Here is a 23,123-nt window from a genome sequence, read left to right as displayed (position 1 = left end):
TGATGCAGCGCACGTGCCTGCCCCTGGAACGGGGCAGATGGCAAGCGCTCTGGTGCGTCCCTATAATCTGGATTCCTCAGACTACGAACAGACGCATTCGTCGCCGCTTTCGAATGATCCTCTACCCGTCCGTCGCCGGCCGAATCGTGCCGGCCTTGCTCGCACTCACGCGCGCCGACATCCTGTCGCTCATGCGCCGGATCAGGCGGGATTCGCTGCGGCGCTACAACGTCGCGTTTGTGCTCGCGTGGCTGGGCACGCTGGCGGGTATCGCACTCGCCAGCGTGGCGTTCAGCATCGGCATCCGCTTCGTCGCGAGTTGCGTATCGGCAAAGCCATGGCCGCTGGCCATCGCCATCCTGATCGGCGGGCTCGCGCCGCTGCTCGGAAATATCGTCTACTCGGCGCTGCTCACGCTCCTGCTGAAACGCGAGATCGTCGCCTGCCTGTCGCGAGCCCCGGGCACACCCGCCTGACGCGCCGGGCGCACGTGCCCGCTTACTGCCGCACCGGCTTCTTCGCGAGCTTGCGCTGCAGCGTGCGGCGATGCATGTTCAGCGCGCGCGCCGTCGCCGAAATATTGTTGTTGTTCTCGGCCAGCACGCGCTGGATGTGCTCCCATTCGAGCCGGTCGACCGACAGCACGACCGGATTCTCGAGCGCCTCGTCGGCCTGCACTTCGGTCGCGTTGGTCTGCAGCGCGGCGAGGATCGACTCGACGTTCGCGGGTTTCGCGAGATAGTTGTCGGCGCCTTCCTTCACCGCCTGCACGGCGGTCGCGATGCTCGCGTAGCCGGTCAGCACGAGGATCCGCGCATCGGGCTGCAGGTCGCACAGCGGCGCGATCAGGCTCAGGCCCGAATCCTCGCCGAGATGCAGGTCGACGGTGATGAACTGGAACTTGCCGCCTGCGGCGAGCCGCAGCGCCGCCTCCTTGTCGTGCGCCTGCTGGACCGCGTAACCGCGGCGCTCGAGGCCGCGCGCGAGCGTGCCCGCGAACACCTCGTTGTCGTCGATCACCAGGAAATTGTTCTCGCTCATGTGGTTTCTCCGTCTACGTGTTGGTTGAGGCAGCCGGCACCGCGACGCGCACGGCAGGCAGGCGCAGCACGGCCCGCGTGCCGCGCGAGGCGGGCGTACCGGCCGGGCGGTTGTCCGGCGTGCCGGTTGTCCGTTCGGCCACGCGCTGCCCCGCGCGTTGCCCCGAGCCTGCCGCGGCGTGACCATTCGCCGCACTGCCGGCCCGCCCGTTGCCGCCCGTCGTGCGCGGCACGACGTCGGACAGTTCGATCTCGCCGCCGAGCCGCGCGGCCGCGCTGAATGCGAGATACAGGCCGACCCCGTGCCCGCCTTGCGTGCTGTCGACCGGCATCGCGCCGAGCGACTCGCGCAACGCGGCCGGAATGCCGGGCCCGTCGTCGCACACCTCGAATTCGATCTCGTCGGCCGTGCCGGCGTGCGCGACCTTCGCGGCCAGCGTCACGCGCTGCGGGCTCGCGCGCGCAGCGTTGTCGAGCAGGATCGTCAGGATCTGGCCGGCCGCGACCGTGTCGTCGAGCGCGACGCCCGCCGGACGCGCACCGAGCAGCTCGAACTGCACGTGCGGATGCCGCAAGCGCCAGTGTTCGACGAACGTGTCGAGCCAGTCATCCACCGGCTGGCGGCTCGCGGGTGCGCTCGCGCGGCTGCGCAGGCGCGCGAGCGCCGACGTGCAGAGTGTCATCTGCTCTTCGAGCACCTTCAGGTCGGCTTCGTAGCGGGCCAGCCCCGGGTCGGCACGCGCCGCGTCGCGCAGCTCTTCGGCGAGCATCGCGATCGTCGACAGCGGCGTGCCCATCTCGTGCGCGACGGTGGCGGCCTGTACGCCGAGCGCGACCGCCCGCTCGTCACGCAGCAGGTGCGCCTGCGCTTCGCCGAGCGCCGCGTCGCGCTGGCGCAGCGCGTTCGACATGCGCGCGACGAACCACGCGATCAGCCCGACGCTGACCATGAAGTTCGCCCACATCCCGGTACGGTAGTAGTCGAACAGGTTCGCGGGGTTGTCCATGTTGAGCGGCACCGAGTCGAAGCCGAGCGCCGCGTAGCACGCGACCGCGAACGCCGCGAGCCAGATCATCAGGTGCCACGGCAGCACCGCCGCCGCGATTGCGAGCGAAGGCAGGTACAGCGACACGAACGGGTTGGTCGTGCCGCCCGACAGGAACAGCAGCGCGGACAGCGCGCCGAGGTCGACCCACAGCTGGCCGAGCAGCTCGAAATTGGTCTCGGGCCGCGCGCGCAGCACGCGCACCCAGGTCAGCGCGTTGAAAACGATTTCGAGCGCGATGACCATCAGCATCGCCGGCAACGGCAGATGCACGCCGAAATAGGTCTGCACGACGCCGATCGTCACGAGCTGGCCGATGATCGCGAGATTGCGGAGCCAGAACAGGTGACTGAGGTTGACGCGCCCGGTGGTGGTGATTCGTTGCATCCGAGCAGTTTACCCGTTTAGCGGGCAGCGCCTCTAGCGGGGCCGGATCGGCGTGCGGTGAGCGGGATGCCTGCGTGCGCGGCAGGTGCCATCAGCCGGTCGCGCCGGCCAACCGCTGCGCGATCTCGTCGGCCAGGCACTCGGGGCACCGGCAGCGCGTGCCGGCTGCGGGCGGCGTACCGTCGGGCAATGCCTGCATCGACGCGCACCAGCATTCGAACGGCTGCGTGCGGGCGCCGCAGTCGAAGCTGCGCCCGCAGTGCGGGCAGCGCGCACGGCGCGGGGCGGAACGGGCGTCGGCGGCAGAATCGGTCATGGCGGAAGCGCGGAAGCGGGCGTGAAGCCGCCCTACGCGACAAGCATAGCGCGGCGAACGGATTTTGCACGCCGGCCACTCGGCCAATGGCCGTCGCGAACGCCCGCGCGCCACCTCGCCGCCGCCGCCCGCGCACCGCTGCCCGTATCGCTGCCCGCATCGCGCCGCGCCATAGCCGGCGGGCCGCGGCGCGCGATGCCCGAGCCGCGCGCCGGTGTTCCGGCCCGCCCAAAAACCCGATGCTGCGCTGCGCCACTCCTGTACAATTCGCCGTGTTTCAACCGTTCCCAGCCAGAGCCGCCGCCATGTCCGAGCCCATCGACCTCTCGCAGATCGCCCCGACGCTGAAAGCAGAAATCCTCGCCGAGGCGCTGCCGTATATCCGCCGTTACCACGGGAAAACCGTGGTCATCAAATACGGCGGCAACGCGATGACGGAAGAGCGGCTCAAGCAAGGCTTCGCGCGCGACGTGATCCTGCTGAAACTGGTCGGCATCAACCCGGTGATCGTCCACGGCGGCGGTCCGCAGATCGACCAGGCGCTGAAGAAGATCGGCAAGGCCGGCACCTTCATCCAGGGCATGCGCGTCACCGACGAAGAGACCATGGAAGTCGTCGAGTGGGTGCTGGGCGGCGAAGTGCAGCAGGACATCGTCACGCTGATCAACCACTTCGGCGGCCACGCGGTGGGCCTGACGGGCAAGGATGGCGGCCTGATCCACGCGCGCAAGCTGCTGATGCCGGACCGCGACAACCCTGGCCAGTACATCGACATCGGCCAGGTCGGCGAAGTCGAGGCGATCAACCCGGCGGTCGTGAAGGCGCTGCAGGACGACGCGTTCATCCCGGTGATCTCGCCGATCGGCTTCGGCGAAGACGGCCTCTCGTACAACATCAACGCAGACCTGGTCGCGGGCAAGCTCGCCACGGTGCTGAACGCCGAGAAGCTGCTGATGATGACCAACATCCCCGGCGTGATGGACAAGGACGGCAACCTGCTGACCGACCTGTCCGCACGCGAGATCGACGCGTTGTTCGAGGACGGCACGATCTCGGGCGGCATGCTGCCGAAGATCTCGTCGGCGCTCGATGCTGCGAAGAGCGGCGTGAAGTCGGTGCACATCGTCGACGGCCGGATCGAGCACTCGGTGCTGCTGGAAATCCTGACCGAGCAGCCGTTCGGCACGATGATCCGCTCGCATTGAGCGCGCGCCGCAAAACCACCCGTCCCGATCTGCCGGCGCCACTGCGACGCCGGCGCATTTCGCGCAGCCGGCCGCGCGCCGGCTCGCCCGTCTGGCTGTTCGATCTCGACAACACGCTGCACCACGCATCGCACGCGATCTTTCCCGAGATCAACAGGGCGATGACGCAATACATCATCGACGCGCTGGAGGTCGAGCGCGTTGAGGCCGACCGGCTGCGCACCGGCTACACGCAGCGCTACGGCGCGGCGCTCCTCGGCCTCACGCGCCATCATCCGATCGATCCGCACGACTTCCTGCGGGTCGTCCACACGTTTTCCGACCTGCCCGCGATGGTGCGCGCCGAACGCGGCCTCGCGCGGATGCTCGCCGCGTTGCCGGGCCGCAAGCTCTTGCTGACCAACGCGCCGGAGAACTACGCGCGCGCGGTGCTGCGCGAATTGCGCATTGAACGGCTGTTCGAGCGCGTGATCGCGATCGAGCACATGCGCGACCGCCGCACGTGGCGCGCGAAGCCCGATCACACGATGTTGCGCCGGGCGCTACGCGCCGCGCACGCACGCATGAGCGACGCGATCCTCGTCGAAGATACCCGCAGCCACCTGAAGCACTACAAGCGCCTCGGCATCGGCACGGTCTGGATCACCGGCCACCTGCCGGGTGATCTGCCGAACATCGGCCGGCCGCATTATGTCGACCAGCGCATTCGTTCGTTAAAATCGCTGCGACTGGGCACACGATCGGGGCGACAAAAATGCAGCCGACTTACCCGCAGGACCAAGCCGTAACGGAAGACCAGGCCACGCCGTCCCGCCGGCGCCCGAAGCCGGGCGAGCGGCGCGTGATGATCCTGCAGACGCTCGCCGCGATGCTCGAGGCACCGAAGCCCGAAAAAATCACGACGGCCTCGCTCGCGGCCCGGCTCGATGTGTCGGAAGCCGCGCTGTACCGGCATTTCTCCAGCAAGGCGAAGATGTACGAAGGCCTGATCGAGTTCATCGAGGAGGCGCTGTTCGGTCTCGTCAACCAGATCGTCGCCAAGGAGCCGAACGGCGTGCTGCAGGCCCGCACGATCGCGTTGACGATGCTCAATTTCGCCGCGAAGAACCCCGGGATGACGCGCGTGCTGACCGGCGAGGCGCTCGTCGGCGAGGACGAGCGGCTCACCGAGCGCGTGAACCAGTTGCTCGATCGCATCGAGGCGACGGTCAAGCAGTGCCTGCGGGTCGCGCGCACGGAAGCGCATGCGCCCGACGGCGCGGCGTCGTTCGCGTTGCCGGCCGACTACGACCCCGCTGCGCGCGCCAGCCTGCTCGTCAGCTACGTGATCGGCAGGTGGCACCGCTTCGCGAAGGGCGGGTTCCAGAAATCGCCCGGCGAGCAGGCCGATGCGCATTTGCTGCTGATCCTGCAGTAAGCGGAGCGTTCGCCGACAGCAAAACCACGCTCGCCGCTCCGGCACGACTGGCGACTGCGCGTCGCTCCTGTTCATGCCGGGCGCCTCTCCGTCGATACTCGACGATTCGCGCCTGCAAACCGGCGGCTGTGCCGCGAAATCCGTGCCCTGCCGAATTCCGCTATACTCGTCCGACTTGCCGCCTCCTTGGCGGCAGGCCGGAAGCGCGCCGATTTGCTGACTCGATTGCGGGCGCGCGAACCGGCCGGGGCTTGATGCGTCGATGCGTCGTTCCCCGGCGGTTCACTACAAATGCGGCTAAAGAGGTCGTCAGCCGCGCATCTCCGACTCCGCGCCTTGCCGACACCATTTAGCCGCCCAGTCACAAGGCATAAGGCGGAACGAATGGAATCGATCGGCATCGTCGCTCCACAGACCATGCACTTCGCCGAACCGCTGCGCTTGCAAAGCGGCAGCGTCATCGGCAACTATCAGCTCGTCGTCGAGACGTACGGCGAACTCAACGCCGCGCGCTCGAACGCGGTGCTCGTCTGCCACGCGCTCAACGCGTCGCACCACGTCGCCGGCGTCTACGCGGACGATCCGCGCAGCACCGGCTGGTGGGACAACATGGTCGGCCCCGGCAAGCCGCTCGACACCAACCGCTTCTTCGTGATCGGCGTGAACAACCTCGGCTCGTGTTTCGGCTCGACCGGCCCGATGAGCGTCGATCCGTCGACCGGCAAGCCGTACGGTGCGCGCTACCCGGTCGTCACCGTCGAGGACTGGGTGCACGCGCAGGCGCGGGTTGCCGACGCGTTCGGCATCGAGCGCTTCGCCGCGGTGATGGGCGGCAGCCTCGGCGGCATGCAGGCGCTCGCATGGAGCCTGATGTATCCGGAGCGCGTCGCGCACTGCATCGACATCGCGTCGACGCCGAAGCTGTCCGCGCAGAACATCGCGTTCAACGAGGTCGCGCGCTCGGCGATCCTGTCCGATCCCGATTTCCACGGCGGCGACTACTACGCGCACGGCGTGAAGCCGAAGCGCGGCCTGCGCGTCGCGCGAATGATCGGCCACATCACGTATCTCTCCGACGACGACATGGCGGAGAAATTCGGCCGTGCGCTGCGCCGCGCCGACGGCGCGCTCGACGCGTACAACTTCAGCTTCGACGTCGAGTTCGAAGTCGAGTCGTACCTGCGCTACCAGGGCGACAAGTTCGCCGACTACTTCGATGCGAACACCTACCTGCTGATCACGCGCGCGCTCGACTACTTCGACCCGGCGAAGGCATTCGACGGCAACCTGACGGCCGCGCTCGCACAGACGCAGGCGAAATACCTGATCGCGAGCTTCTCGACCGACTGGCGTTTCGCGCCTGCACGCTCGCGCGAGATCGTGAAGGCGCTGCTCGACAACAAGCGCACGGTCAGCTACGCGGAAATCGACGCACCGCACGGTCACGACGCGTTCCTGCTCGACGACGCGCGCTATCACAACCTGATCCGCGCGTATTACGAACGAATCGCCAACGAGGTGGGTGCATGAACCAGCAAGCGCTGAATTCCCTGTCCGCGCGCGCGGACTTCCGCACGATCGCGCGCTGGGTCGAGCCGCGCTCGACCGTGCTCGACCTCGGCTGCGGCGACGGCTCGCTGCTCGCGCTGCTGATGGAAGAACTGGACGTCACCGGTTACGGCATCGAACTGAACGATGCGGGCGTGCTCGCGAGCGCGAAGAACGGCATCAACGTGATCCAGCAGAATCTCGAGGACGGCCTGCGGCTGTTCGAAGACCACAGCTTCGACATCGCGATCCTGTCGCAAACCTTGCAGACGATTCACCAGACGGCCGCGATCCTGCGCGAAACGGCGCGCGTCGGCCGCGAGTGCATCGTGTCGTTCCCGAACTTCGGCTATTGGTCGCACCGGCTGTCGGTGCTGCACGGCCGGATGCCCGTGTCGAAATCGCTGCCGTACCAGTGGCACAACACGCCGAACGTGCGGGTGCTGACGATCGAGGATTTCGAGGCGCTCGCGCCCGAAGTCGGCGTCACGATCCTCGACCGCGTCGTGCTGCACGAAGGCCAGCCGATTCGATGGGGAGCGAACTGGCGTGGTAGTCTTGCTGTCTATCGCGTCAAGCGCAGCTGAGCCGGGAGGCCGTTGACGAACGCCGACGGCCCGCACGCACGCGCGGCCGCGCTCCTGTGCTACCCGCGCCACCGCCTGCGCTGCCGCCGCAATCAGTCAACGCTACCCAGTTTCTGTCCATGTCGAAAACGCCACACGAGGCGCCCGCACTCACCGCTCACGAGGAGCACCCCGGCTGGCGAGCCTATCTGAACACGCACATGCTGATCTGCGTGTTCCTGGGCTTCACGTCGGGCCTGCCCCTGTTCACGCTCGTCTACCTCGTGCAGGCATGGCTGCGCTCGGAAGGCGTGAACCTGAAGGAAATCGGCCTGTTCGCGCTGATCCAGTTCCCGTATACGTGGAAGTTCCTGTGGGCGCCGCTGATGGACCGCTACATCCCGCGCCTGCCCGGCTGGCGGCCGGGCCGCCGGCGCGGCTGGATGCTGCTCACGCAGGTGCTGGTCGCGGGCGCGATCGCAGCGCTCGGCTTCGTGTCGCCGCGCGACTCGATCTGGACGGTTGCCGCACTCACCACGCTCGTCGCATTCTTCGGCGCGAGCTCCGACATCGTGATCGACGCGTATCGCCGCGAGCTGCTGCGCGACACCGAGCAGGGCCTCGGCAACGCGGTGCACGTGAACGCGTACAAGCTCGCCGCGCTGATTCCCGGCTCGCTCGCACTGATCCTGTCCGACCACATGCCGTGGGACGCCGTGTTCGCGCTCACCGGCGCGTTCATGCTGCCGGGCATCCTGATGACGCTGCTGGTGCGCGAGCCCGAAGTGGTCGGCGCACCGCCGCGCAACCTGCGCGACGCGATCGTGCTGCCGTTCCGCGAATTCATCCAGCGCGACGGCTGGGCCGGCGCGCTGCTCGTCATCGCGTTCATCTTCCTGTTCAAGATCGGCGACACGATGGCCACCACGCTGTCGACGTCGTTCTTCCTCGACATCGGCTTCTCGCGCACCGAGATCGGCATCGTCGCGAAAACCACCGCGCTCGTCGCGAGCGTCGCCGGCGGCATCATCGGCGGCATCTGGCTCGTGAAGATCGGCATCGGCCGCGGGCTGTGGGTCTTCGGCGCACTGCAGATGGTGTCGACGCTCGGCTTCGCGTGGCTTGCGCAGGTCGGCCCCAGCTCGCCGGTGCTCGCGGTGCTCTACGAATTCACGGTCACGGCAAGCCACGCGCTCGCGTCGTTCCTGTCGATCTTCGGCTTCGAGGTCACGCCGCATCTGAGCCCGATGACCGTCGCGCTCGCACTCGTCTACGGCTTCGAAACCTTCACGACCGGCCTGACGATGGCCGCGTTCGTCGCGTACATCGCCAGCACGACCGACCCGCGCTATACGGCCACGCAGTTCGCGCTGTTCACGAGCCTCGCGTCGGTGCCACGCACGCTCGCGTCGGCCGCGAGCGGCTTCATCGTCGCGAAGATCGGCTGGTTCGACTACTTCATCGCGTGCACCGCGCTCGCGATTCCCGGCATGCTGCTGCTGTTCAAGATCGCGCCGTGGAACGGCACCGCACGCAACGGCGAGGCCAGCCGTGCGCAGTGACCGCCTGCACCGCCTCGCACGCGTTGCGGCTTCGTGGAGCGTCGGTGCCGCAGCGCTCGCCGCGGGGTTCGCCCATGCGGCCGACACCGGCGCGCCCAGCGCAACCGCCGCGGGCTCCGCGCCGGCCGCTGCACCGGCTTCACCGCCTGCAACGTCGACTTCCGCCGTCCCCGCCCAACCGGCCGCCGCCGAACCCGCGCAGCCGACCGGCGCCGCCGCGTCGACGAAGGCTTATGCGCCGACGACGCCACAGGTCCGCTACGGCAATGCGATCGCATTCCGCACGCTGTTGCCGTCGCCGCTGCTCGAGCAGCTCACCGCGAACGAATACGCGCAGATCGTACAGGCGGCCGCCGACAGCAACCGCCTGCTGCCCGCGAACCAGCCGCGCGTGAAGCGCCTGCGCGCGATCGTCGCGAAGCTCGCGCCGTATTCGGTGAAGTGGAACGATCGCGTGAAGAACTGGGCGTGGGACGTGAACGTGATTCGCTCGCGCGACATCCGCCTGACCTGCCTGCCGGGCGGCAAGGTGCTCGTGTACGGCGGCCTGCTCGACCGCATCCGGCTGAACGACGACGAGCTCGGCGTGCTGGTCGCGCACGGCATCGCGCACGCGCTGCGCGAACATGCGCGCAGCAACTTCAGCGCGGCATCGCAAACTTCGCTGCGCGCCGCCGCGCTGCCGCCGCTGTTCGGCGTCGGCGATCCGCTGCCGCAGGCGCTGAACCTCGGCGAGCGCCTGCAGTCGCTTCACTACGACCCGACCGACGAGACCGAAGCCGACGTCATCGGCGGCGACATCGCCGCACGCGCGGGCTTCGATCCGCGCGCGGCGATCACGCTGTGGGACAAGCTCGCGGTCGCGACGCGCGCGAACAAGGCAACGGGCTTCATCTACACGCACCCGTACAGCACCGCGCGGCGCCAGGATCTGTTGAACCGGCTGCCGGACCTGATGCCGCTGTACGCGAAGGCGATCGGCAAGCACGTCGATACGCTGCCCGACTACGCGGGCATCAGCGCGCAGCGGCGCAAGGTCGTGCGGCGCGCCGGTTGACGCCGGACGCTACGCGTCCGTATCGACCACGGCCAGGCGGACCCCGCTTTCGCGCATCCAGCGCACTTCGTCACCGGGACTGCGGCCGAACAGCCGCTTGAACTCGCGACTGAACTGCGACGCGCTCGCATAGCCGACGCGCGCGGCCGCCGTACCGGCGCCGACGCCGTCCTGCACCATCATCAGCCGCGCCTGGTGCAAGCGTGCGGCCTTCACGTACTGCATCGGCGACGTCGCCGTCACGTGCTTGAACTGCGCGTGGAACACCGCGAGGCTCATCCCGGCCTCGCGCGCGAGCGTCTCCACATCGAGGTCGGCCTTCAGGTCCGCATGGATGCGCCGCAGCGCCTTCGCGACGCGGCCGAAGTGATGCTGCTGCACGAGCGCCGCGCGGATCGCGTCGCCCTGCGCGCCCGTCAGCACGCGATACGCGATCTCGCGCATGATCGCCGGCCCCAGCACGCGCGTGTCGTGCGGCGAAGCCAGCGCTTCGAGCAACCGCACGACCGCGTCGGCCAGCGGCGCGTCGAGCGGCGTCGAATAGACACCGAGCGGCTCGCTCGCGGCCGCGCCGAGCGTCTCGTCGAGCAGGATCGCGAGCTCGGCGATCACCGCGAGGTCGACGCGGATCGAGATTGCGAGAAACGGCTCGTCCATGCTCGCGAAGGTCTCGCACTCGAACGGCAGCGGCACCGACAGCACCAGGTACTGCTGCGCGTCGTACACGAACGAACGGCCGCCGAGATAACCGAGCTTGCGCCCCTGGCACACGACGATGATGCTCGGTTCGTACAGCACGGGCATGCGCGGCGCGGGACGGCTCACGCGAAAAAAGCGAACGCCATCGAGCGCCGCGAGCGTGTCACCCTCGTTAGGCGCGAGGCGCGTGTGCAGCTCGATCATGCGGCGCTGCACATGGTCGCCCGCATCGGCAAAAAGGGGCTGGAAGCTCATCGGCGTGGTCCTGTCCGGCAAGAGAATCTGGCTCGCAATGTAGCACCTTGAATGCGTTTTGACGGGCGTTCGCGTGCAATTCGAGAGGAATAGGCAAATCTTCCAGACCTTCGTGTATTTCGCTGCGCCGCCGCTCTCCTTACGATGACGTCCTGCCTCGCCGCATCGCCACATGGTGCGACGGCAGTTCGTTTCGCCGGAAGTTTTTCCCGGACAAGGAGCCCCCTGCATGAGCACCACCTACGCTTACGCGGCAACCGATTCGCAGTCGCCGCTCGCCCCGTTCGAATTCCAGCGTCGCGCGCTGCGCGATCTCGACGTCCAGATCGACGTCCTCTACTGCGGCGTCTGCCACTCGGACCTGCACCAGGCGCGCAACGAATGGCGCAACACGATCTACCCGGTCGTGCCGGGCCATGAAATCGTCGGCCGCGTGACCGCGACCGGCCCGCAGGTCTCGCGCTTCAAGGTCGGCGAGCTGGTCGGCGTCGGCTGCCTCGTCGATTCGTGCCGCACCTGCCCGAGCTGCGCCGACGGCCTCGAGCAGTATTGCGAGAACGGCTTCGTCGGCACCTACAACGGCCAGGATCGCGTGACGGGCGACGTCACGTTCGGCGGCTACTCGACGCAGCTCGTCGTCGACGAGGCATTCGTGCTGCGCGTGCCCGAGACGCTCGACCCGGCCGGCGCCGCGCCGCTCCTGTGCGCAGGGATCACGACCTACTCGCCGCTGCGGCAGTGGAACGTCGGCCCCGGCAAGAAGGTCGGCATCGTCGGCCTTGGCGGCCTCGGCCACATGGGCGTGAAGCTGGCGCGCGCGATGGGTGCGCACGTCGTGCTGTTCACGACGTCGCCGTCGAAGATCGAGGACGGCAAGCGCGTCGGCGCGCACGAAGTCGTGATCTCGAAGGACGAAGCGCAGATGAACGCGCACCTGAACAGCTTCGACTTCATCCTGAACACGGTCGCCGCGCAGCACGACCTGAACCCGTTCCTGCACCTGCTGAAGCGCGACGGCACGATGACGCTCGTCGGTGCGCCGGAGCACGATCACCCGTCGCCGCAGGTGTTCAACCTGATCTTCAAGCGCCGCCGCCTCGCGGGCTCGCTGATCGGCGGGATCGCGGAAACGCAGGAGATGCTCGACTTCTGCGCGGAGCACGGGATCACGTCGGATATCGAGACGATTCCGATGCAGCAGATCAATGCCGCTTACGAGCGGATGCTGAAGAGCGACGTGAAGTACCGGTTCGTGATCGACATGGCGTCGATCAAGCAGTAAGCGCCGCCGGGCGGCTCGCACGCTCGCCGCCCCAAACGGAACGGGCCGCATGTTCGACATGCGGCCCGTTCTGCATCCGGCGACCGGAGGGTTCGACCGCTACGCGCAACGCGTAGCGCAGAAGATCACTTCTTGTAGTCGTAGTCGATCGTCAGCGGCGCGTGATCGCTGAACTTGATGTCCTTGAAGATCGACGTGCTTTTCGCGGTGCCGGCCACGCCCGGCGTCGCGATCTGGTAGTCGATCCGCCACCCGACGTTCTTCGCGTATGCCTGGCCGCGGTTGCTCCACCACGTGTACTGCTCGGCGCGCGGGTCGAGCGTGCGGAACACGTCGACATAGCCGACATCGTCGAACAGCTTCGTGAGCCACTCGCGCTCTTCCGGCAGGCAGCCCGAGTTCTTCTGGTTGCTCTTCCAGTTCTTGATGTCGATTTCCTTGTGGACGATGTTCACGTCGCCGCACAGGATCACCTCGCGCTTCTTCTTGAGCTGAGCGAGGTGCGGCATGAATTCGTCCATGAAACGGTACTTCGCCTGCTGGCGTTCTTCGCCGCTCGAGCCGGACGGCACGTACACCGACACGACCGACAGCTTGCCGTAGCGCGCCTCGACATAGCGACCTTCGGTATCGAATTCGCTGCTGCCGAAACCGATGATCACGTCATCGGGCTCGCGGCGGCTGTACACGCCCGCGCCGCTGTAGCCCTTCTTCTCGGCGTGGTGGAAATAGCTCTTGAAGCCGTGCGGCTCGACGAATTCGGCCGGCAGGTCGTCGGCCGAGACCTTGATTTCCTGCACGCACACGCAATCGGCGTTCTGTTCGCCGAGCCATTCGAAGAAGCCCTTCTTCGCGGCGGAGCGGATGCCGTTCAGGTTGGCGGTAATCACTCGCATCATGTCGGATTCCGTTCAGTTCGATGTTTTACAGGGGGGCAGCTTAACGGATCTTCACGCCTTCGAGCTCGGGCTTCGGCGGCGGGAATTCCAGCTTCATGTCGGTCATCGTGCGCAGCAGCAGCTCGGCGATCATCACGTTGCGGTGCGTCTTCGAGTTTGCCGGAATCACGTACCACGGCGCATGCTCGGCGGACGTCGCGGCGAGCGCGTCGCGGTAGGCGGACTGGTACGCGTCCCAGTGCTTGCGCGCGTCGAGGTCGGAGATGTCGAACTTCCAGTGCTTGGTCGGATCGTCGATACGCGCCTGCAGCCGCTCGCGCTGCTCGTCCTTCGAGATGTGCAGGAAGCACTTGATGATCGTCGTGCCGTTCTCGACCAGCATCGTCTCGAAATCGCGGATCTGCCGGTAGCGGCGCTCGCATTCCTTCGCGTCGATCAGGTCGAGCACGCGCGGCACGAGCACGTCTTCATAGTGGCTGCGGTTGAAGATCGCGAGCTCGCCCGCGGCCGGCACCTGCGCATGCACGCGCCACAGGAAGTCGTGCGCGGCCTCGATCGGCGTCGGCGCCTTGAACGGCACGACGCGCAGGCCGAGCGGATCGACCTCGCGGAACACCGCGCGCACGGTGCCGTCCTTGCCGCTGGTATCCATCCCCTGCAGCACGAGCAGCACGCGCTTCTTCTGCTGCGTGTGCAGGCGCTCCTGCTGCACGTCGAGCTCGGTCGACACGGCCGACAGCCGTTCGCGGTCGTCGTCCTTCGAACCGGACGAGAACGGCTTCGCGGCCGGGTCGAACGCATCGAGCTTGAATGCTGCGGCTTCCTTCTCACGCGTGCTGTAAGGCACGCGGAAATCGTCGAGCGCGGGTTGTTTCGCCATTCGTTCCTCCGTTGAACGCTGTGGTGCATACGATAACGCATCCACCAAACGCAACGGGCCGCCCCGAACTGGTTCGGGGCGGCCCGTCGTCAAGCGCGGTTCAGACGCGCGCTCATGCTCAGCCGAGCTTCTTCTTCAACAGTTCGTTGACCTGCTGCGGATTGGCCTTGCCCTTCGTTGCCTTCATTGCCTGGCCGATCAGCGCGTTGAACGCCTTCTCCTTGCCCGCGCGGAATTCCTCGACCGACTTCGCGTTCGCCGCGAGCACCTCGTCGATGATCGCTTCCAGCGCGCCGGTGTCGGAGATCTGCTTCAGGCCCTTCGCGTCGATGATGCGGTCGGCCGCGCCTTCGTCGTCCGCCTTCTCGTCCCAGATCGTCGCGAAGATTTCCTTCGCGATCTTGTTCGAGATGGTGCCGTCGGCGATGCGCTGCAGCAACAGCGCGAGCTGCGCGGCCGACACCGGGATCGCGTCGATCTCGATGCCGTCGCGGTTCAGCTGCGACGATACGTCGCCCATCAGCCAGTTCGCGGCGATCTTCGCGTTCGCCGCACCGACCTTCGCGACCACGGACTCGAAGTACGCGGCCATCGCCTTGCTCGACGTCAGCACGCCCGCGTCATACGCGGACACGCCGTACTGCTCGACGAAGCGCTGCTGGATCACGGCCGGCAGCTCGGGCATGCCGGACTGCACGCGCTCGATCCAGTCCTGGCCGATCACGAGCGGCATCAGGTCGGGGTCGGGGAAGTAGCGGTAATCGTGCGCGTCTTCCTTGCTGCGCATCGAACGCGTCTCGCGCTTGTCCGGATCGTAGAGGCGCGTTTCCTGCACGACTTCGCCGCCGTCCTCGATCAGCTCGATCTGGCGACGCACTTCGAAATTGATCGCTTCCTCGAGGAACCGGAACGAGTTCAGGTTCTTGATTTCCGCGCGCGTGCCGAACTTCTCCTGGCCGACCGGGCGCACCGACACGTTCGCGTCGCAGCGGAACGAGCCTTCCTGCATGTTGCCGTCGCAGATGCCGAGCCACACGACGAGCCCGTGCAGCGCCTTCGCGTAGGCAACCGCCTCGGCCGCGCTGCGCATTTCCGGCTCGGTGACGATCTCGAGCAGCGGCGTGCCCGCGCGGTTCAGGTCGATCCCCGTCATCCCGGCGAAGTCTTCATGCAGCGACTTGCCGGCGTCTTCCTCAAGGTGCGCGCGGGTCAGGTTGACCGTCTTCTCGTACGCTGCCTTGCCGGCCTTCTCGTTGGCGGGTACCTGGATCGTGATCTGGCCGCCCTGCACGACCGGAATCTCGTACTGGCTGATCTGATAGCCCTTCGGCAGATCGGGGTAGAAATAATTCTTGCGCGCGAAGATGCTGCGCGGCGCGATGGTCGAGCCGATCGCGAGGCCGAAGCGGATCGCCCGCTCGACCGCGCCGCGGTTCAGCACCGGCAGCACGCCCGGCAGCGCCAGGTCGACCGGGCACGCCTGCGTGTTCGGCTCGGCGCCGAACTGCGTCGGCGCGCCCGAGAAAATCTTCGAGACGGTCGACAGTTGCGCGTGCGTCTCGAGACCGATAACGACTTCCCATTGAGTAGCCATGCTTACACCCCTGCCGGAACTTGCTTGTGCCAGTCGGTCGCGCGCTGGAACGCATCCGCGACCTGCAGCATCCGGGCTTCGTTGAAATAGTTGCCGATGATCTGCAGGCCGACCGGGCGCTTCGCGTTCGCACCCGCGCCGAAGCCGCACGGCACGCTCATGCCGGGCAGGCCGGCGAGGCTCACCGACAGCGTGTAGATATCCGCGAGATACATCTGCACCGGATCGTCGCCCTTCGAACCGAGATCCCATGCGACCGTCGGCGAGGCCGGGCCCATGATCACGTCGCAGGACTTGAACGCTTCCTGGAAGTCATTCGCGATGATGCGGCGGATCTTCTGCGCCTGCAGGTAGTACGCGTCGTAGTAGCCGTGCGACAGCACGTACGCGCCGACCAGAATCCGGCGCTTCACCTCGGGGCCGAAGCCTTCGGCGCGCGACTTCTTGTACATGTCGAGCAGGTCGCCGTACTGCGCTGCGCGGTGGCCGAAGCGCACGCCGTCGAAACGCGACAGGTTCGACGAGGCTTCCGCCGGCGCGATCACGTAGTACACGGGGATCGAAAGTTCCGTCTTCGGCAGCGACACCGGCACGAGCGTCGCGCCGAGCGCTTCATACTGCTTGAGTGCCGCGTCGATCGTCGCGCGCACGTCGTCGGCGAGACCTTCGCCGAAATATTCGTTCGGCAAACCGATGCGCAGGCCCGCGAGCGGCTTGCCCGCGTCGTTGCCGGCTGCCCACGGCTGGCCGAGATGGCGCGTGAAATCCTCGTCGTCACGCTCGAGGCTCGTCGAGTCGCGCTCGTCGAAGCCGGCCATCGCGTTCAGCAGCAGCGCGCAGTCGGACGCGCTCTGCGCCATCGGGCCGCCCTGGTCGAGCGACGACGCGAACGCGATCATCCCGTAGCGCGACACGCGGCCGTAGGTCGGCTTGATGCCCGTCACGCCCGCGAACGACGCGGGCTGGCGGATCGAGCCGCCGGTGTCGGTGCCGGTCGCGGCCGGCGCGAGGCGTGCGGCGACGGCGGCCGAGCTGCCGCCCGAGCTGCCGCCCGGCACCGCGTTCGTGTCCCACGGGTTCTTCACCGCGCCGAACGCCGAATTCTCGTTCGACGAGCCCATCGCGAACTCGTCCATGTTGGTCTTGCCGAGCGTGACCATGCCGGCCGCCTGCAGGCGGGCGACGACGGTCGCGTCGAACGGGCTCTCGTAATTCGCGAGCATCTTCGAGCCGGCGGTCGAGTGCCAGCCGCGCGTGACGAACACATCCTTGTGCGCGATCGGCAGGCCGGTGAGCGCGCCGCCCGCGCCGCGCGCGAGCTCCGCGTCGGCGGCTTTCGCCTGCGCGAGGGTCAGATCGGCATCGACGTGGACGAACGCGTTCAGGTCGCGCGCGGCATCGATCCGTTTCAGGTAGTGCTGCGCGAGCTCGACGGCCGAGCATTCCTTGGCGGCGAGCGCGGCGCGCAGTTCGGTCAGGCTTTTTGCGTGCATTGAGTGGTTTTCCTGGGAATTCTGGGTGGCGCGCGGCGCGAACGCGGCGGCGCGCTTGTCATCGAATGCTTACTCGATCACCTTCGGCACAAGATAGAGGCCGTCCTGGACGGCCGGCGCCGGACGCTGGTTGTCGTCGCGATTGACGACTTCCGTCACGGCGTCGTCGCGCAGGCGTTGCGCGACTTCCTGGATCTGTTCGATCGGGTGGGCGAGCGGCGCGATGCCGGCGGTGTCGACCGCCTGCATCTGCTCGACGAGGCCGAAGAGTTCATTGAGCTGGCCGAGCATGTGCTCGGCGTCGGCGTCGGCCATTTCGAGTCGCGCCAGGTGCGCGATGCGTTTCACATCGGTCAGGGTCAGGGCCATGCGATCACCGGAAAAACAAGGCTGCGCAGCGCATCAAAAGCAGCACTGCGGCGGGGGGTTGGAGGGTGCGATCCCACCCTCAAAAATCGGGACCGAAGCGGCAAAAATACCGCCCGTTTCGATTCAAATACCGTGAAATTATAAGGTATCATTACGCGTTCGACCCAAACCCGGCAGCCTTTTCCCGCACCGTTTCGCCTCGCTTCGGCAAGCCGTGCGTGCATCGTGCGATCCCCGGTAGACATCACTCGCAGCTTCGTGCGCCGCGGCGGCCGCTTCCGCCACGCTTCCCGAGGCTGTTATTTTTTCCGCTGCCGCCCTCAGCGCTCGCTATGCAGGGCCGGCCCAGAGCGAAACAGGATTCTGAATGTTCGGTTTTTTGCGCAGCTACTTCTCCAACGATCTCGCGATCGACCTCGGCACCGCAAACACCCTGATCTACATGCGCGGCAAGGGCATCGTGCTCGATGAGCCGTCCGTCGTGTCGATCCGCCAGGAAGGCGGCCCCAACGGCAAGAAGACGATCCAGGCGGTCGGCAAGGAAGCCAAGCAGATGCTCGGCAAGGTGCCGGGCAACATCGAGGCGATCCGCCCGATGAAGGACGGCGTGATCGCCGACTTCACCGTCACCGAGCAGATGATCAAGCAGTTCATCAAGACGGCCCACGAGTCGCGCATGTTCTCGCCGTCGCCGCGCATCATCATCTGCGTGCCGTGCGGCTCGACCCAGGTCGAGCGCCGCGCGATCAAGGAAGCCGCGCACGGTGCCGGCGCATCGCAGGTCTACCTGATCGAGGAGCCGATGGCGGCCGCGATCGGCGCGGGCCTGCCGGTGTCGGAAGCTACCGGCTCGATGGTCGTCGACATCGGCGGCGGCACGACCGAAGTCGGCGTGATCTCGCTCGGCGGCATCGTGTACAAGGGTTCGGTCCGCGTCGGCGGCGACAAGTTCGACGAGGCGATCGTCAACTACATCCGCCGCAACTACGGGATGCTGATCGGCGAGCAAACCGCCGAGGCAATCAAGAAGGAAATCGGCTCCGCGTTCCCGGGTTCCGAAGTCAAGGAAATGGAAGTGAAGGGCCGCAACCTGTCGGAAGGCATTCCGCGCAGCTTCACGATCTCCAGCAACGAAATCCTCGAAGCGCTGACCGATCCGCTGAACCAGATCGTGTCGTCGGTGAAGATCGCGCTCGAACAGACGCCGCCGGAACTCGGCGCCGACATCGCCGAACGCGGGATGATGCTGACGGGCGGCGGTGCGCTGCTGCGCGACCTCGATCGCCTGCTGGCGGAAGAAACCGGCCTGCCGGTGCTCGTCGCGGAAGATCCGCTCACCTGCGTCGTACGCGGTTCGGGCATGGCGCTCGAGCGCATGGACAAGCTGGGCAGCATCTTCTCGTACGAGTGATCGTCTAAGCTGTTTCGTTGATATGACGCACCCGCGGCGTGGCCGGATCGCTCGTTTAGAACGAACCGCCGCGCCGTTTGCGCGTCTGAGCATCATTTAACCGATCACACGCGCCCGGCGCCGACCATGGAATACAGTCCGCCGCCCCTCTTCAAGCAAGGTCCGCCCGCGCTCGCGCGGCTCATCTTCTTCGTTGCCCTCGCCATCGCGCTCCTCGTGTCGGACGCGCGCTTCAGCACGCTCGAAATCGTTCGCGGCGTGCTCGGTACCGTGCTCTATCCGCTGCAGCGCGCCGCGCTCGTGCCGCGCGACCTGTTCATGGGCGCGGCCGACATCGCCGTCACCGGCGCGTCGCTGCGCCACGAGAACGACGATCTCCGCAAGCGCAACCTGCAGCTGTCCACGCAGGCCAACCAGGCCGCCGTGCTCTCGCAGGAAAACGCGCATCTGCGTGCGGTGCTCGAGCTGCGCCAGCACATCGCGACGCAATCGACGCCGGTCGAGATCCAGTACGACACGAGCGATCCGTTCACGCAGAAGATCGTGATCGGGCAAGGTTCGCAGCAGGGCATCCAGGGCGGCTCACCCGTCGTCAGCGAGGACGGCGTGATCGGCCAGGTCACGCGCGTGTTCCCGCTGCAGGCCGAAGTCACGCTGATCACCGACCGCGATCTCGCGATTCCCGTGCAGGTGCTGCGCACCGGCCTGCGCAGCGTGATCTACGGCACGCCGAAGGGCGATTCGCTCGACCTGCGCTTCGTGCCGACGAGCGCGGATCTCGTCGTCGGCGACGAGCTCGTCACGAGCGGCCTCGACGGCGTCTATCCGCCCGGCCTGCCGGTCGCGAAGGTCGCACGGGTCGACAAGCTCGCCGATACGGCGTTCGCGCGCGTGACCTGCGCGCCGATCGCCGCCGTGCGCGGCGCGCGCCAGATGCTCGTGCTGCATTACCAGAACGACATCCCGCCGCGCCCGGCCGAGCCTGATCCGGCCGCCGACAAGAACGCGAAGGGCAAGAAGGGCGCGAAAGCCGCCGCGAAGGGCGAGAAGGCCGACAAGGCTGACGCAAGTGCGAAGCCGGCCGCCGCGGCCCAGCCCGGCGCCAAGCCGGCGCCTGCCGCTCCGGCCAAGCCCGCCGCCGCGCCCGCGAAGCCCGCGGCCGGGCAACCAGGAGCCCAGCGATGAATCGCCCGCAATACATCCTGCAGCCGGTCAATCCGTACTTCATCGTCTTCAGCCTCGCCGCCGCGTTCCTGCTGAACCTGATGCCGTGGGGCCGCCTGCCCGGCGTGCCCGACTTCGTCGCGCTCGTGGTGCTGTTCTGGAACATCCACCAGCCGCGCAAGGTCGGGATGGGCGTCGCGTTCGCGCTCGGCATCCTGATGGACGTGCATGACGCGGGGCTGCTCGGCGAGCATGCGCTCGCGTATACGCTGCTGTCGTACGGCGCGATCACGATCCACCGTCGCGTGCTGTGGATGCCGATTGGCGTGCAGGTGCTGTACGTCACGCCGCTGCTGGTCGTCGCGCAGCTCGTCCCGTTCGTGATCCGCCTTGTGATGGGCGCCGCGTTCCCGGGCTGGCGCTACCTGGTCGACGGTTTCGTCGAGGCCGCGCTCTGGCCGATCGCGAGCCACCTGCTGCTGATGCCGCAACGCCGCCCGGTCGATCCGGACGATACGCGCCCCATCTGAGCCAGGGGCCCGCCTTGAACACCCGCCGCCTCCACGCCCGCCGCGCGCCGCGCTCCGGGGCGGCACCTCGCCCGCACCCGCACGCCGTGCGCGGGCCAGATCGATCGTAACCGCATGACCGAATTCAACGACACCCAACAGCAGCTCTCGAAGTTCCGCTTGCGCGTCGCGGCAGCGGGCATCTTCGTGTTCGTCTGCTTCGGGCTGCTCGCGAGCCGCTTCTTCTACCTGCAGTTGATGCAGCATGGCAAATACGCGCTGCAGGCCGAGGAAAACCGCATCTCGGTCGCGCCGATCGTGCCGAACCGCGGGATCATCACCGACCGCAACGGCGTGATCCTCGCGAAGAACTACTCGGCCTATACGCTCGAAATCACGCCGTCGAAGCTCGACGACACGCTCGACAACACGATCGACAAGCTGTCCGAGATCATCCCGATCGACGCACGCGACCGCCGCCGCTTCAAGAAGCTGCAGGAAGACTCGAAGAACTTCGAGAGCCTGCCGATCCGCACGCGGCTCACCGACGCGGAAGTCGCGCGCTTCACCGCGCAGCGCTTCCGCTTCCCCGGCGTCGACGTGCGCGCGCGGCTGTTCCGCCAATATCCGCTCGGCACCACGGCCGCGCACGTGATCGGCTACATCGGCCGGATCTCGAAGCGCGACCAGGATCGCATCGACGCGATGAGCGACGACAACGACAGCGACCAGGAAAACTACGATCCGCGCCGCGACGCGAACAACTACAAGGGCACCGACTACATCGGCAAGATCGGCGTCGAGCAGAGCTACGAGACCGAGCTGCACGGGCTGACGGGCTTCGAGGAAGTCGAGGTGACGGCCGGTGGCCGGCCCGTGCGCACGCTGTCGCGCACGCAGGCGACGCCCGGCAACAACCTCGTGTTGTCGCTCGACATCGGGCTGCAGCAGGTCGCCGAGCAGGCGTTCGCCGGCAAGCGCGGCGCGCTGGTCGCGATCGAGCCGAAGACGGGCGACGTGCTCGCGTTCGTGTCGTCGCCGAGCTTCGACCCGAACTCGTTCGTCGACGGCATCGACCAGCAGACCTGGGACGAGCTGAACAGCTCGACCGACAAGCCGCTCCTGAACCGCCCGCTGCACGGCACCTACCCGCCCGGCTCGACGTACAAGCCGTTCATGGCCCTCGCCGGCCTGACGCTCGGCAAGCGCACGCCGGGCTGGGGCTTCCAGGATCCCGGCTACTTCACGTTCGGCGGCCACACGTTCCGCAACGACGTGCGCTCGGGCCAGGGCTGGGTCGACATGAACAAGGCGATCATGGTGTCGAACGACACCTACTTCTACATGCTCGCGCGCGACCTCGGCGTGAACTCGATCGCGAACTTCATGAAGCCGTTCGGCTTCGGTCAGATCACCGGGATCGACATCCAGGGCGAGGCGCGCGGGATCCTGCCGTCGACCGACTGGAAGAAGAAGGCGTTCAAGAAGGCCGCGCAGCAGAAGTGGTTCGACGGCGAGACGATCAGCCTCGGGATCGGCCAGGGCTACAACTCGTTCACGATCCTGCAGCTCGCGCACGCAACCGCGACGCTCGCGAACAACGGCGTCGTGATGAAACCCCATCTCGTGAAGGAAATCGAGGATCCGATTTCGCGCGGGCGCCGCCTGACCGTGCCGAAGGAAAGCGAAGTGATCCCGCTCAAGCAGGCCGACATCGACGTCGTGAAGCGCGGGATGGAGAACGTGATCGAGAACCCGTCCGGCACCGCGTACAAGGTGTTCCGCGGCGCGCCGTACCTCGCCGCCGGCAAGACCGGCACCGCGCAGGTGTTCTCGCTGCAAGGCTCCAACTACAAGGGCCACCTGCTTGCCGAGCACCTGCGCGACCACGCGCTGTTCATCGCGTACGCGCCGGTCGACCATCCGCAGATCGCCGTCGCGCTGGTCGTCGAAAACGGCGGCTGGGGTGCGCAGGCCGCCGGCCCGATCGCGCGCCGCGTGCTCGACTTCTACCTCGTCGACCGCCAGAACCCGCAGAACGAGGCCGCGGCCGTGGCTGCTGCGGCGTCGGCAACCGAACCCGTCAACGCGCCGGTGATCGGCGACGCGAACAGGCCTGCTGCCGTCGCGGCCGGCTTCACGGCGCTGCCGCAACCGGTCGTGCCGACCCCGGCCAGCGCGGCGGAAGCGGCTTCGGCCGCGGCGGCCTCCGAAGCGTCGGCCGCCGCCGTCGCGGGCGCCGCCCCGTCGGCCAGCGCCGCCGCGCCGAGGGCCGCGAGCCTGCCGCCGATCCGGCGCCCGCACCGGCCACGCCGGCCCGCCAGCGACGCGCAGCCGCTCGTCGCCACGCCGCGCGACGACAACCACCGTGCGACCGCCCCCGCGAAGGCGGCGGACGCCGGCACCGCTCATTAACGGAGAAAG

At 67.3% G+C, this 23,123-nt stretch carries 22 protein-coding genes; 13 read left to right on the top strand and 9 right to left on the bottom strand.

The window, feature by feature from the left end; all coding sequences use genetic code 11:
- Positions 1-113: 113 nt before the first annotated feature.
- Positions 114-476 carry a hypothetical protein gene (locus HAV18_RS27405; protein WP_166962446.1) on the top strand — a complete coding sequence of 121 codons (363 nt, stop codon included), beginning with the start codon at positions 114-116 and terminating at the stop codon, positions 474-476.
- Between the two features lie 22 nt (positions 477-498).
- Here the strand turns inward: HAV18_RS27405 and HAV18_RS27400 are convergent, their stop codons facing one another.
- The 3 genes from HAV18_RS27400 to HAV18_RS27390 all read right to left on the bottom strand — a co-directional run bounded on the left by HAV18_RS27400 (position 499) and on the right by HAV18_RS27390 (position 2,789).
- Positions 499-1,041 carry a response regulator transcription factor gene (locus HAV18_RS27400; RefSeq protein ID WP_021156278.1) on the bottom strand — a complete coding sequence of 181 codons (543 nt, stop codon included), beginning with the start codon at positions 1,039-1,041 and terminating at the stop codon, positions 499-501.
- A gap of 13 nt (positions 1,042-1,054) precedes the next feature.
- Positions 1,055-2,473 (bottom strand): ATP-binding protein, encoded by a 1,419-nt coding sequence (locus HAV18_RS27395; RefSeq protein ID WP_166962443.1) that lies wholly within the window; start codon positions 2,471-2,473, stop codon positions 1,055-1,057.
- Positions 2,474-2,564: 91 nt separating this feature from the next.
- Complete coding sequence (locus HAV18_RS27390) at positions 2,565-2,789, bottom strand: cysteine-rich CWC family protein (protein ID WP_166962441.1); 225 nt, start codon at positions 2,787-2,789, stop codon at positions 2,565-2,567.
- Between the two features lie 305 nt (positions 2,790-3,094).
- Here HAV18_RS27390 and argB point away from each other — a divergent pair, with 305 nt between their 5' ends.
- The 7 genes from argB (at position 3,095) to HAV18_RS27355 (ending at position 10,144) form a co-directional block, all read left to right on the top strand.
- On the top strand, positions 3,095-3,994 hold the full coding sequence (gene argB, locus HAV18_RS27385) for an acetylglutamate kinase (RefSeq protein WP_006754950.1): 900 nt from the start codon (positions 3,095-3,097) through the stop codon (positions 3,992-3,994).
- Positions 3,991-4,782, top strand: a complete 792-nt coding sequence (locus HAV18_RS27380) for a pyrimidine 5'-nucleotidase (protein WP_166962438.1) — start codon at positions 3,991-3,993, stop codon at positions 4,780-4,782. Before argB ends, HAV18_RS27380 begins: the two co-directional genes overlap by 4 nt.
- Positions 4,749-5,411, top strand: coding sequence for a nucleoid occlusion factor SlmA (gene slmA, locus HAV18_RS27375; protein ID WP_166962436.1), 663 nt, complete (start codon positions 4,749-4,751; stop codon positions 5,409-5,411). The genes HAV18_RS27380 and slmA overlap by 34 nt, the downstream gene beginning before the upstream one ends.
- Before the next feature lie 384 nt (positions 5,412-5,795).
- Positions 5,796-6,941, top strand: coding sequence for a homoserine O-acetyltransferase (locus HAV18_RS27370; protein WP_166962434.1), 1,146 nt, complete (start codon positions 5,796-5,798; stop codon positions 6,939-6,941).
- Positions 6,938-7,546 carry a methionine biosynthesis protein MetW gene (gene metW / locus HAV18_RS27365; protein WP_166962431.1) on the top strand — a complete coding sequence of 203 codons (609 nt, stop codon included), beginning with the start codon at positions 6,938-6,940 and terminating at the stop codon, positions 7,544-7,546. The genes HAV18_RS27370 and metW overlap by 4 nt, the downstream gene beginning before the upstream one ends.
- Before the next feature lie 119 nt (positions 7,547-7,665).
- Positions 7,666-9,087 carry an AmpG family muropeptide MFS transporter gene (locus HAV18_RS27360; RefSeq protein WP_166962430.1) on the top strand — a complete coding sequence of 474 codons (1,422 nt, stop codon included), beginning with the start codon at positions 7,666-7,668 and terminating at the stop codon, positions 9,085-9,087.
- Positions 9,077-10,144 carry a M48 family metallopeptidase gene (locus HAV18_RS27355; protein ID WP_166962428.1) on the top strand — a complete coding sequence of 356 codons (1,068 nt, stop codon included), beginning with the start codon at positions 9,077-9,079 and terminating at the stop codon, positions 10,142-10,144. The genes HAV18_RS27360 and HAV18_RS27355 overlap by 11 nt, the downstream gene beginning before the upstream one ends.
- Positions 10,145-10,153: 9 nt before the next feature.
- Here HAV18_RS27355 and HAV18_RS27350 read toward each other — a convergent pair whose 3' ends face one another.
- Positions 10,154-11,098 (bottom strand): AraC family transcriptional regulator, encoded by a 945-nt coding sequence (locus tag HAV18_RS27350; protein WP_166962425.1) that lies wholly within the window; start codon positions 11,096-11,098, stop codon positions 10,154-10,156.
- A gap of 229 nt (positions 11,099-11,327) precedes the next feature.
- Between HAV18_RS27350 and HAV18_RS27345 the strand changes: the two genes are divergently transcribed.
- Positions 11,328-12,380, top strand: coding sequence for an NAD(P)-dependent alcohol dehydrogenase (locus HAV18_RS27345; RefSeq protein ID WP_166962422.1), 1,053 nt, complete (start codon positions 11,328-11,330; stop codon positions 12,378-12,380).
- 125 nt (positions 12,381-12,505) lie between these two features.
- Here the strand turns inward: HAV18_RS27345 and HAV18_RS27340 are convergent, their stop codons facing one another.
- From HAV18_RS27340 to gatC, 5 genes are all read right to left on the bottom strand, one after another.
- Entirely contained in the window at positions 12,506-13,279 is a 774-nt protein-coding gene (locus HAV18_RS27340; protein WP_166962419.1) for an exodeoxyribonuclease III, read from the bottom strand.
- Between the two features lie 40 nt (positions 13,280-13,319).
- A complete protein-coding gene (locus tag HAV18_RS27335; protein WP_166962418.1) occupies positions 13,320-14,159 on the bottom strand; it encodes a polyphosphate kinase 2 family protein in 840 nt (279 codons plus the stop codon).
- A gap of 118 nt (positions 14,160-14,277) precedes the next feature.
- Positions 14,278-15,753: an Asp-tRNA(Asn)/Glu-tRNA(Gln) amidotransferase subunit GatB gene (gatB, locus tag HAV18_RS27330; RefSeq protein ID WP_166962415.1), complete on the bottom strand. Its 1,476-nt coding sequence runs from the start codon at positions 15,751-15,753 to the stop codon at positions 14,278-14,280.
- Between the two features lie 2 nt (positions 15,754-15,755).
- Positions 15,756-17,246 carry an Asp-tRNA(Asn)/Glu-tRNA(Gln) amidotransferase subunit GatA gene (gene gatA / locus HAV18_RS27325; protein ID WP_166962412.1) on the bottom strand — a complete coding sequence of 497 codons (1,491 nt, stop codon included), beginning with the start codon at positions 17,244-17,246 and terminating at the stop codon, positions 15,756-15,758.
- A 69-nt stretch (positions 17,247-17,315) separates the two neighbouring features.
- A complete protein-coding gene (gene gatC / locus HAV18_RS27320) occupies positions 17,316-17,615 on the bottom strand; it encodes an Asp-tRNA(Asn)/Glu-tRNA(Gln) amidotransferase subunit GatC (protein ID WP_039353798.1) in 300 nt (99 codons plus the stop codon).
- Positions 17,616-17,982: 367 nt separating this feature from the next.
- Between gatC and HAV18_RS27315 the strand changes: the two genes are divergently transcribed.
- The 4 genes from HAV18_RS27315 to mrdA all read left to right on the top strand — a co-directional run bounded on the left by HAV18_RS27315 (position 17,983) and on the right by mrdA (position 23,114).
- Complete coding sequence (locus HAV18_RS27315) at positions 17,983-19,026, top strand: rod shape-determining protein (RefSeq protein ID WP_004189550.1); 1,044 nt, start codon at positions 17,983-17,985, stop codon at positions 19,024-19,026.
- A 126-nt stretch (positions 19,027-19,152) separates the two neighbouring features.
- On the top strand, positions 19,153-20,211 hold the full coding sequence (mreC, locus tag HAV18_RS27310) for a rod shape-determining protein MreC (protein WP_166962409.1): 1,059 nt from the start codon (positions 19,153-19,155) through the stop codon (positions 20,209-20,211).
- Positions 20,208-20,720: a rod shape-determining protein MreD gene (gene mreD / locus HAV18_RS27305; protein ID WP_166962406.1), complete on the top strand. Its 513-nt coding sequence runs from the start codon at positions 20,208-20,210 to the stop codon at positions 20,718-20,720. The genes mreC and mreD overlap by 4 nt, the downstream gene beginning before the upstream one ends.
- A 114-nt stretch (positions 20,721-20,834) precedes the next feature.
- The gene (gene mrdA, locus HAV18_RS27300; RefSeq protein ID WP_166962403.1) at positions 20,835-23,114 is read left to right on the top strand and encodes a penicillin-binding protein 2; all 2,280 of its coding nucleotides are present in this window, start codon (positions 20,835-20,837) and stop codon (positions 23,112-23,114) included.
- Positions 23,115-23,123 lie beyond the last annotated feature (9 nt).

Source organism: Burkholderia sp. D-99 (assembly GCF_011605345.1).
Classification (GTDB): Bacteria; Pseudomonadota; Gammaproteobacteria; order Burkholderiales; family Burkholderiaceae; genus Burkholderia.
The sequence above is the reverse complement of the archived record's forward strand: the minus strand, read 5'-3'. Positions and strand labels throughout refer to the sequence as shown.

What these genes read in the sequence shown, in the direction of transcription:
- HAV18_RS27405 (WP_166962446.1), top strand. Translation starts at nt 114, where the DNA reads ATGATCCTCTACCCGTCCGTCGCCGGCCGAATCGTGCCGGCCTTGCTC.
- HAV18_RS27400 (WP_021156278.1), bottom strand. Translation starts at nt 1,041, where the DNA reads ATGAGCGAGAACAATTTCCTGGTGATCGACGACAACGAGGTGTTCGCG.
- HAV18_RS27395 (WP_166962443.1), bottom strand. Translation starts at nt 2,473, where the DNA reads ATGCAACGAATCACCACCACCGGGCGCGTCAACCTCAGTCACCTGTTC.
- HAV18_RS27390 (WP_166962441.1), bottom strand. Translation starts at nt 2,789, where the DNA reads ATGACCGATTCTGCCGCCGACGCCCGTTCCGCCCCGCGCCGTGCGCGC.
- argB (WP_006754950.1), top strand. Translation starts at nt 3,095, where the DNA reads ATGTCCGAGCCCATCGACCTCTCGCAGATCGCCCCGACGCTGAAAGCA.
- slmA (WP_166962436.1), top strand. Translation starts at nt 4,749, where the DNA reads ATGCAGCCGACTTACCCGCAGGACCAAGCCGTAACGGAAGACCAGGCC.
- HAV18_RS27370 (WP_166962434.1), top strand. Translation starts at nt 5,796, where the DNA reads ATGGAATCGATCGGCATCGTCGCTCCACAGACCATGCACTTCGCCGAA.
- metW (WP_166962431.1), top strand. Translation starts at nt 6,938, where the DNA reads ATGAACCAGCAAGCGCTGAATTCCCTGTCCGCGCGCGCGGACTTCCGC.
- HAV18_RS27360 (WP_166962430.1), top strand. Translation starts at nt 7,666, where the DNA reads ATGTCGAAAACGCCACACGAGGCGCCCGCACTCACCGCTCACGAGGAG.
- HAV18_RS27350 (WP_166962425.1), bottom strand. Translation starts at nt 11,098, where the DNA reads ATGAGCTTCCAGCCCCTTTTTGCCGATGCGGGCGACCATGTGCAGCGC.
- HAV18_RS27345 (WP_166962422.1), top strand. Translation starts at nt 11,328, where the DNA reads ATGAGCACCACCTACGCTTACGCGGCAACCGATTCGCAGTCGCCGCTC.
- HAV18_RS27340 (WP_166962419.1), bottom strand. Translation starts at nt 13,279, where the DNA reads ATGATGCGAGTGATTACCGCCAACCTGAACGGCATCCGCTCCGCCGCG.
- HAV18_RS27335 (WP_166962418.1), bottom strand. Translation starts at nt 14,159, where the DNA reads ATGGCGAAACAACCCGCGCTCGACGATTTCCGCGTGCCTTACAGCACG.
- gatB (WP_166962415.1), bottom strand. Translation starts at nt 15,753, where the DNA reads ATGGCTACTCAATGGGAAGTCGTTATCGGTCTCGAGACGCACGCGCAA.
- gatA (WP_166962412.1), bottom strand. Translation starts at nt 17,246, where the DNA reads ATGCACGCAAAAAGCCTGACCGAACTGCGCGCCGCGCTCGCCGCCAAG.
- gatC (WP_039353798.1), bottom strand. Translation starts at nt 17,615, where the DNA reads ATGGCCCTGACCCTGACCGATGTGAAACGCATCGCGCACCTGGCGCGA.
- HAV18_RS27315 (WP_004189550.1), top strand. Translation starts at nt 17,983, where the DNA reads ATGTTCGGTTTTTTGCGCAGCTACTTCTCCAACGATCTCGCGATCGAC.
- mreC (WP_166962409.1), top strand. Translation starts at nt 19,153, where the DNA reads ATGGAATACAGTCCGCCGCCCCTCTTCAAGCAAGGTCCGCCCGCGCTC.
- mreD (WP_166962406.1), top strand. Translation starts at nt 20,208, where the DNA reads ATGAATCGCCCGCAATACATCCTGCAGCCGGTCAATCCGTACTTCATC.
- mrdA (WP_166962403.1), top strand. Translation starts at nt 20,835, where the DNA reads ATGACCGAATTCAACGACACCCAACAGCAGCTCTCGAAGTTCCGCTTG.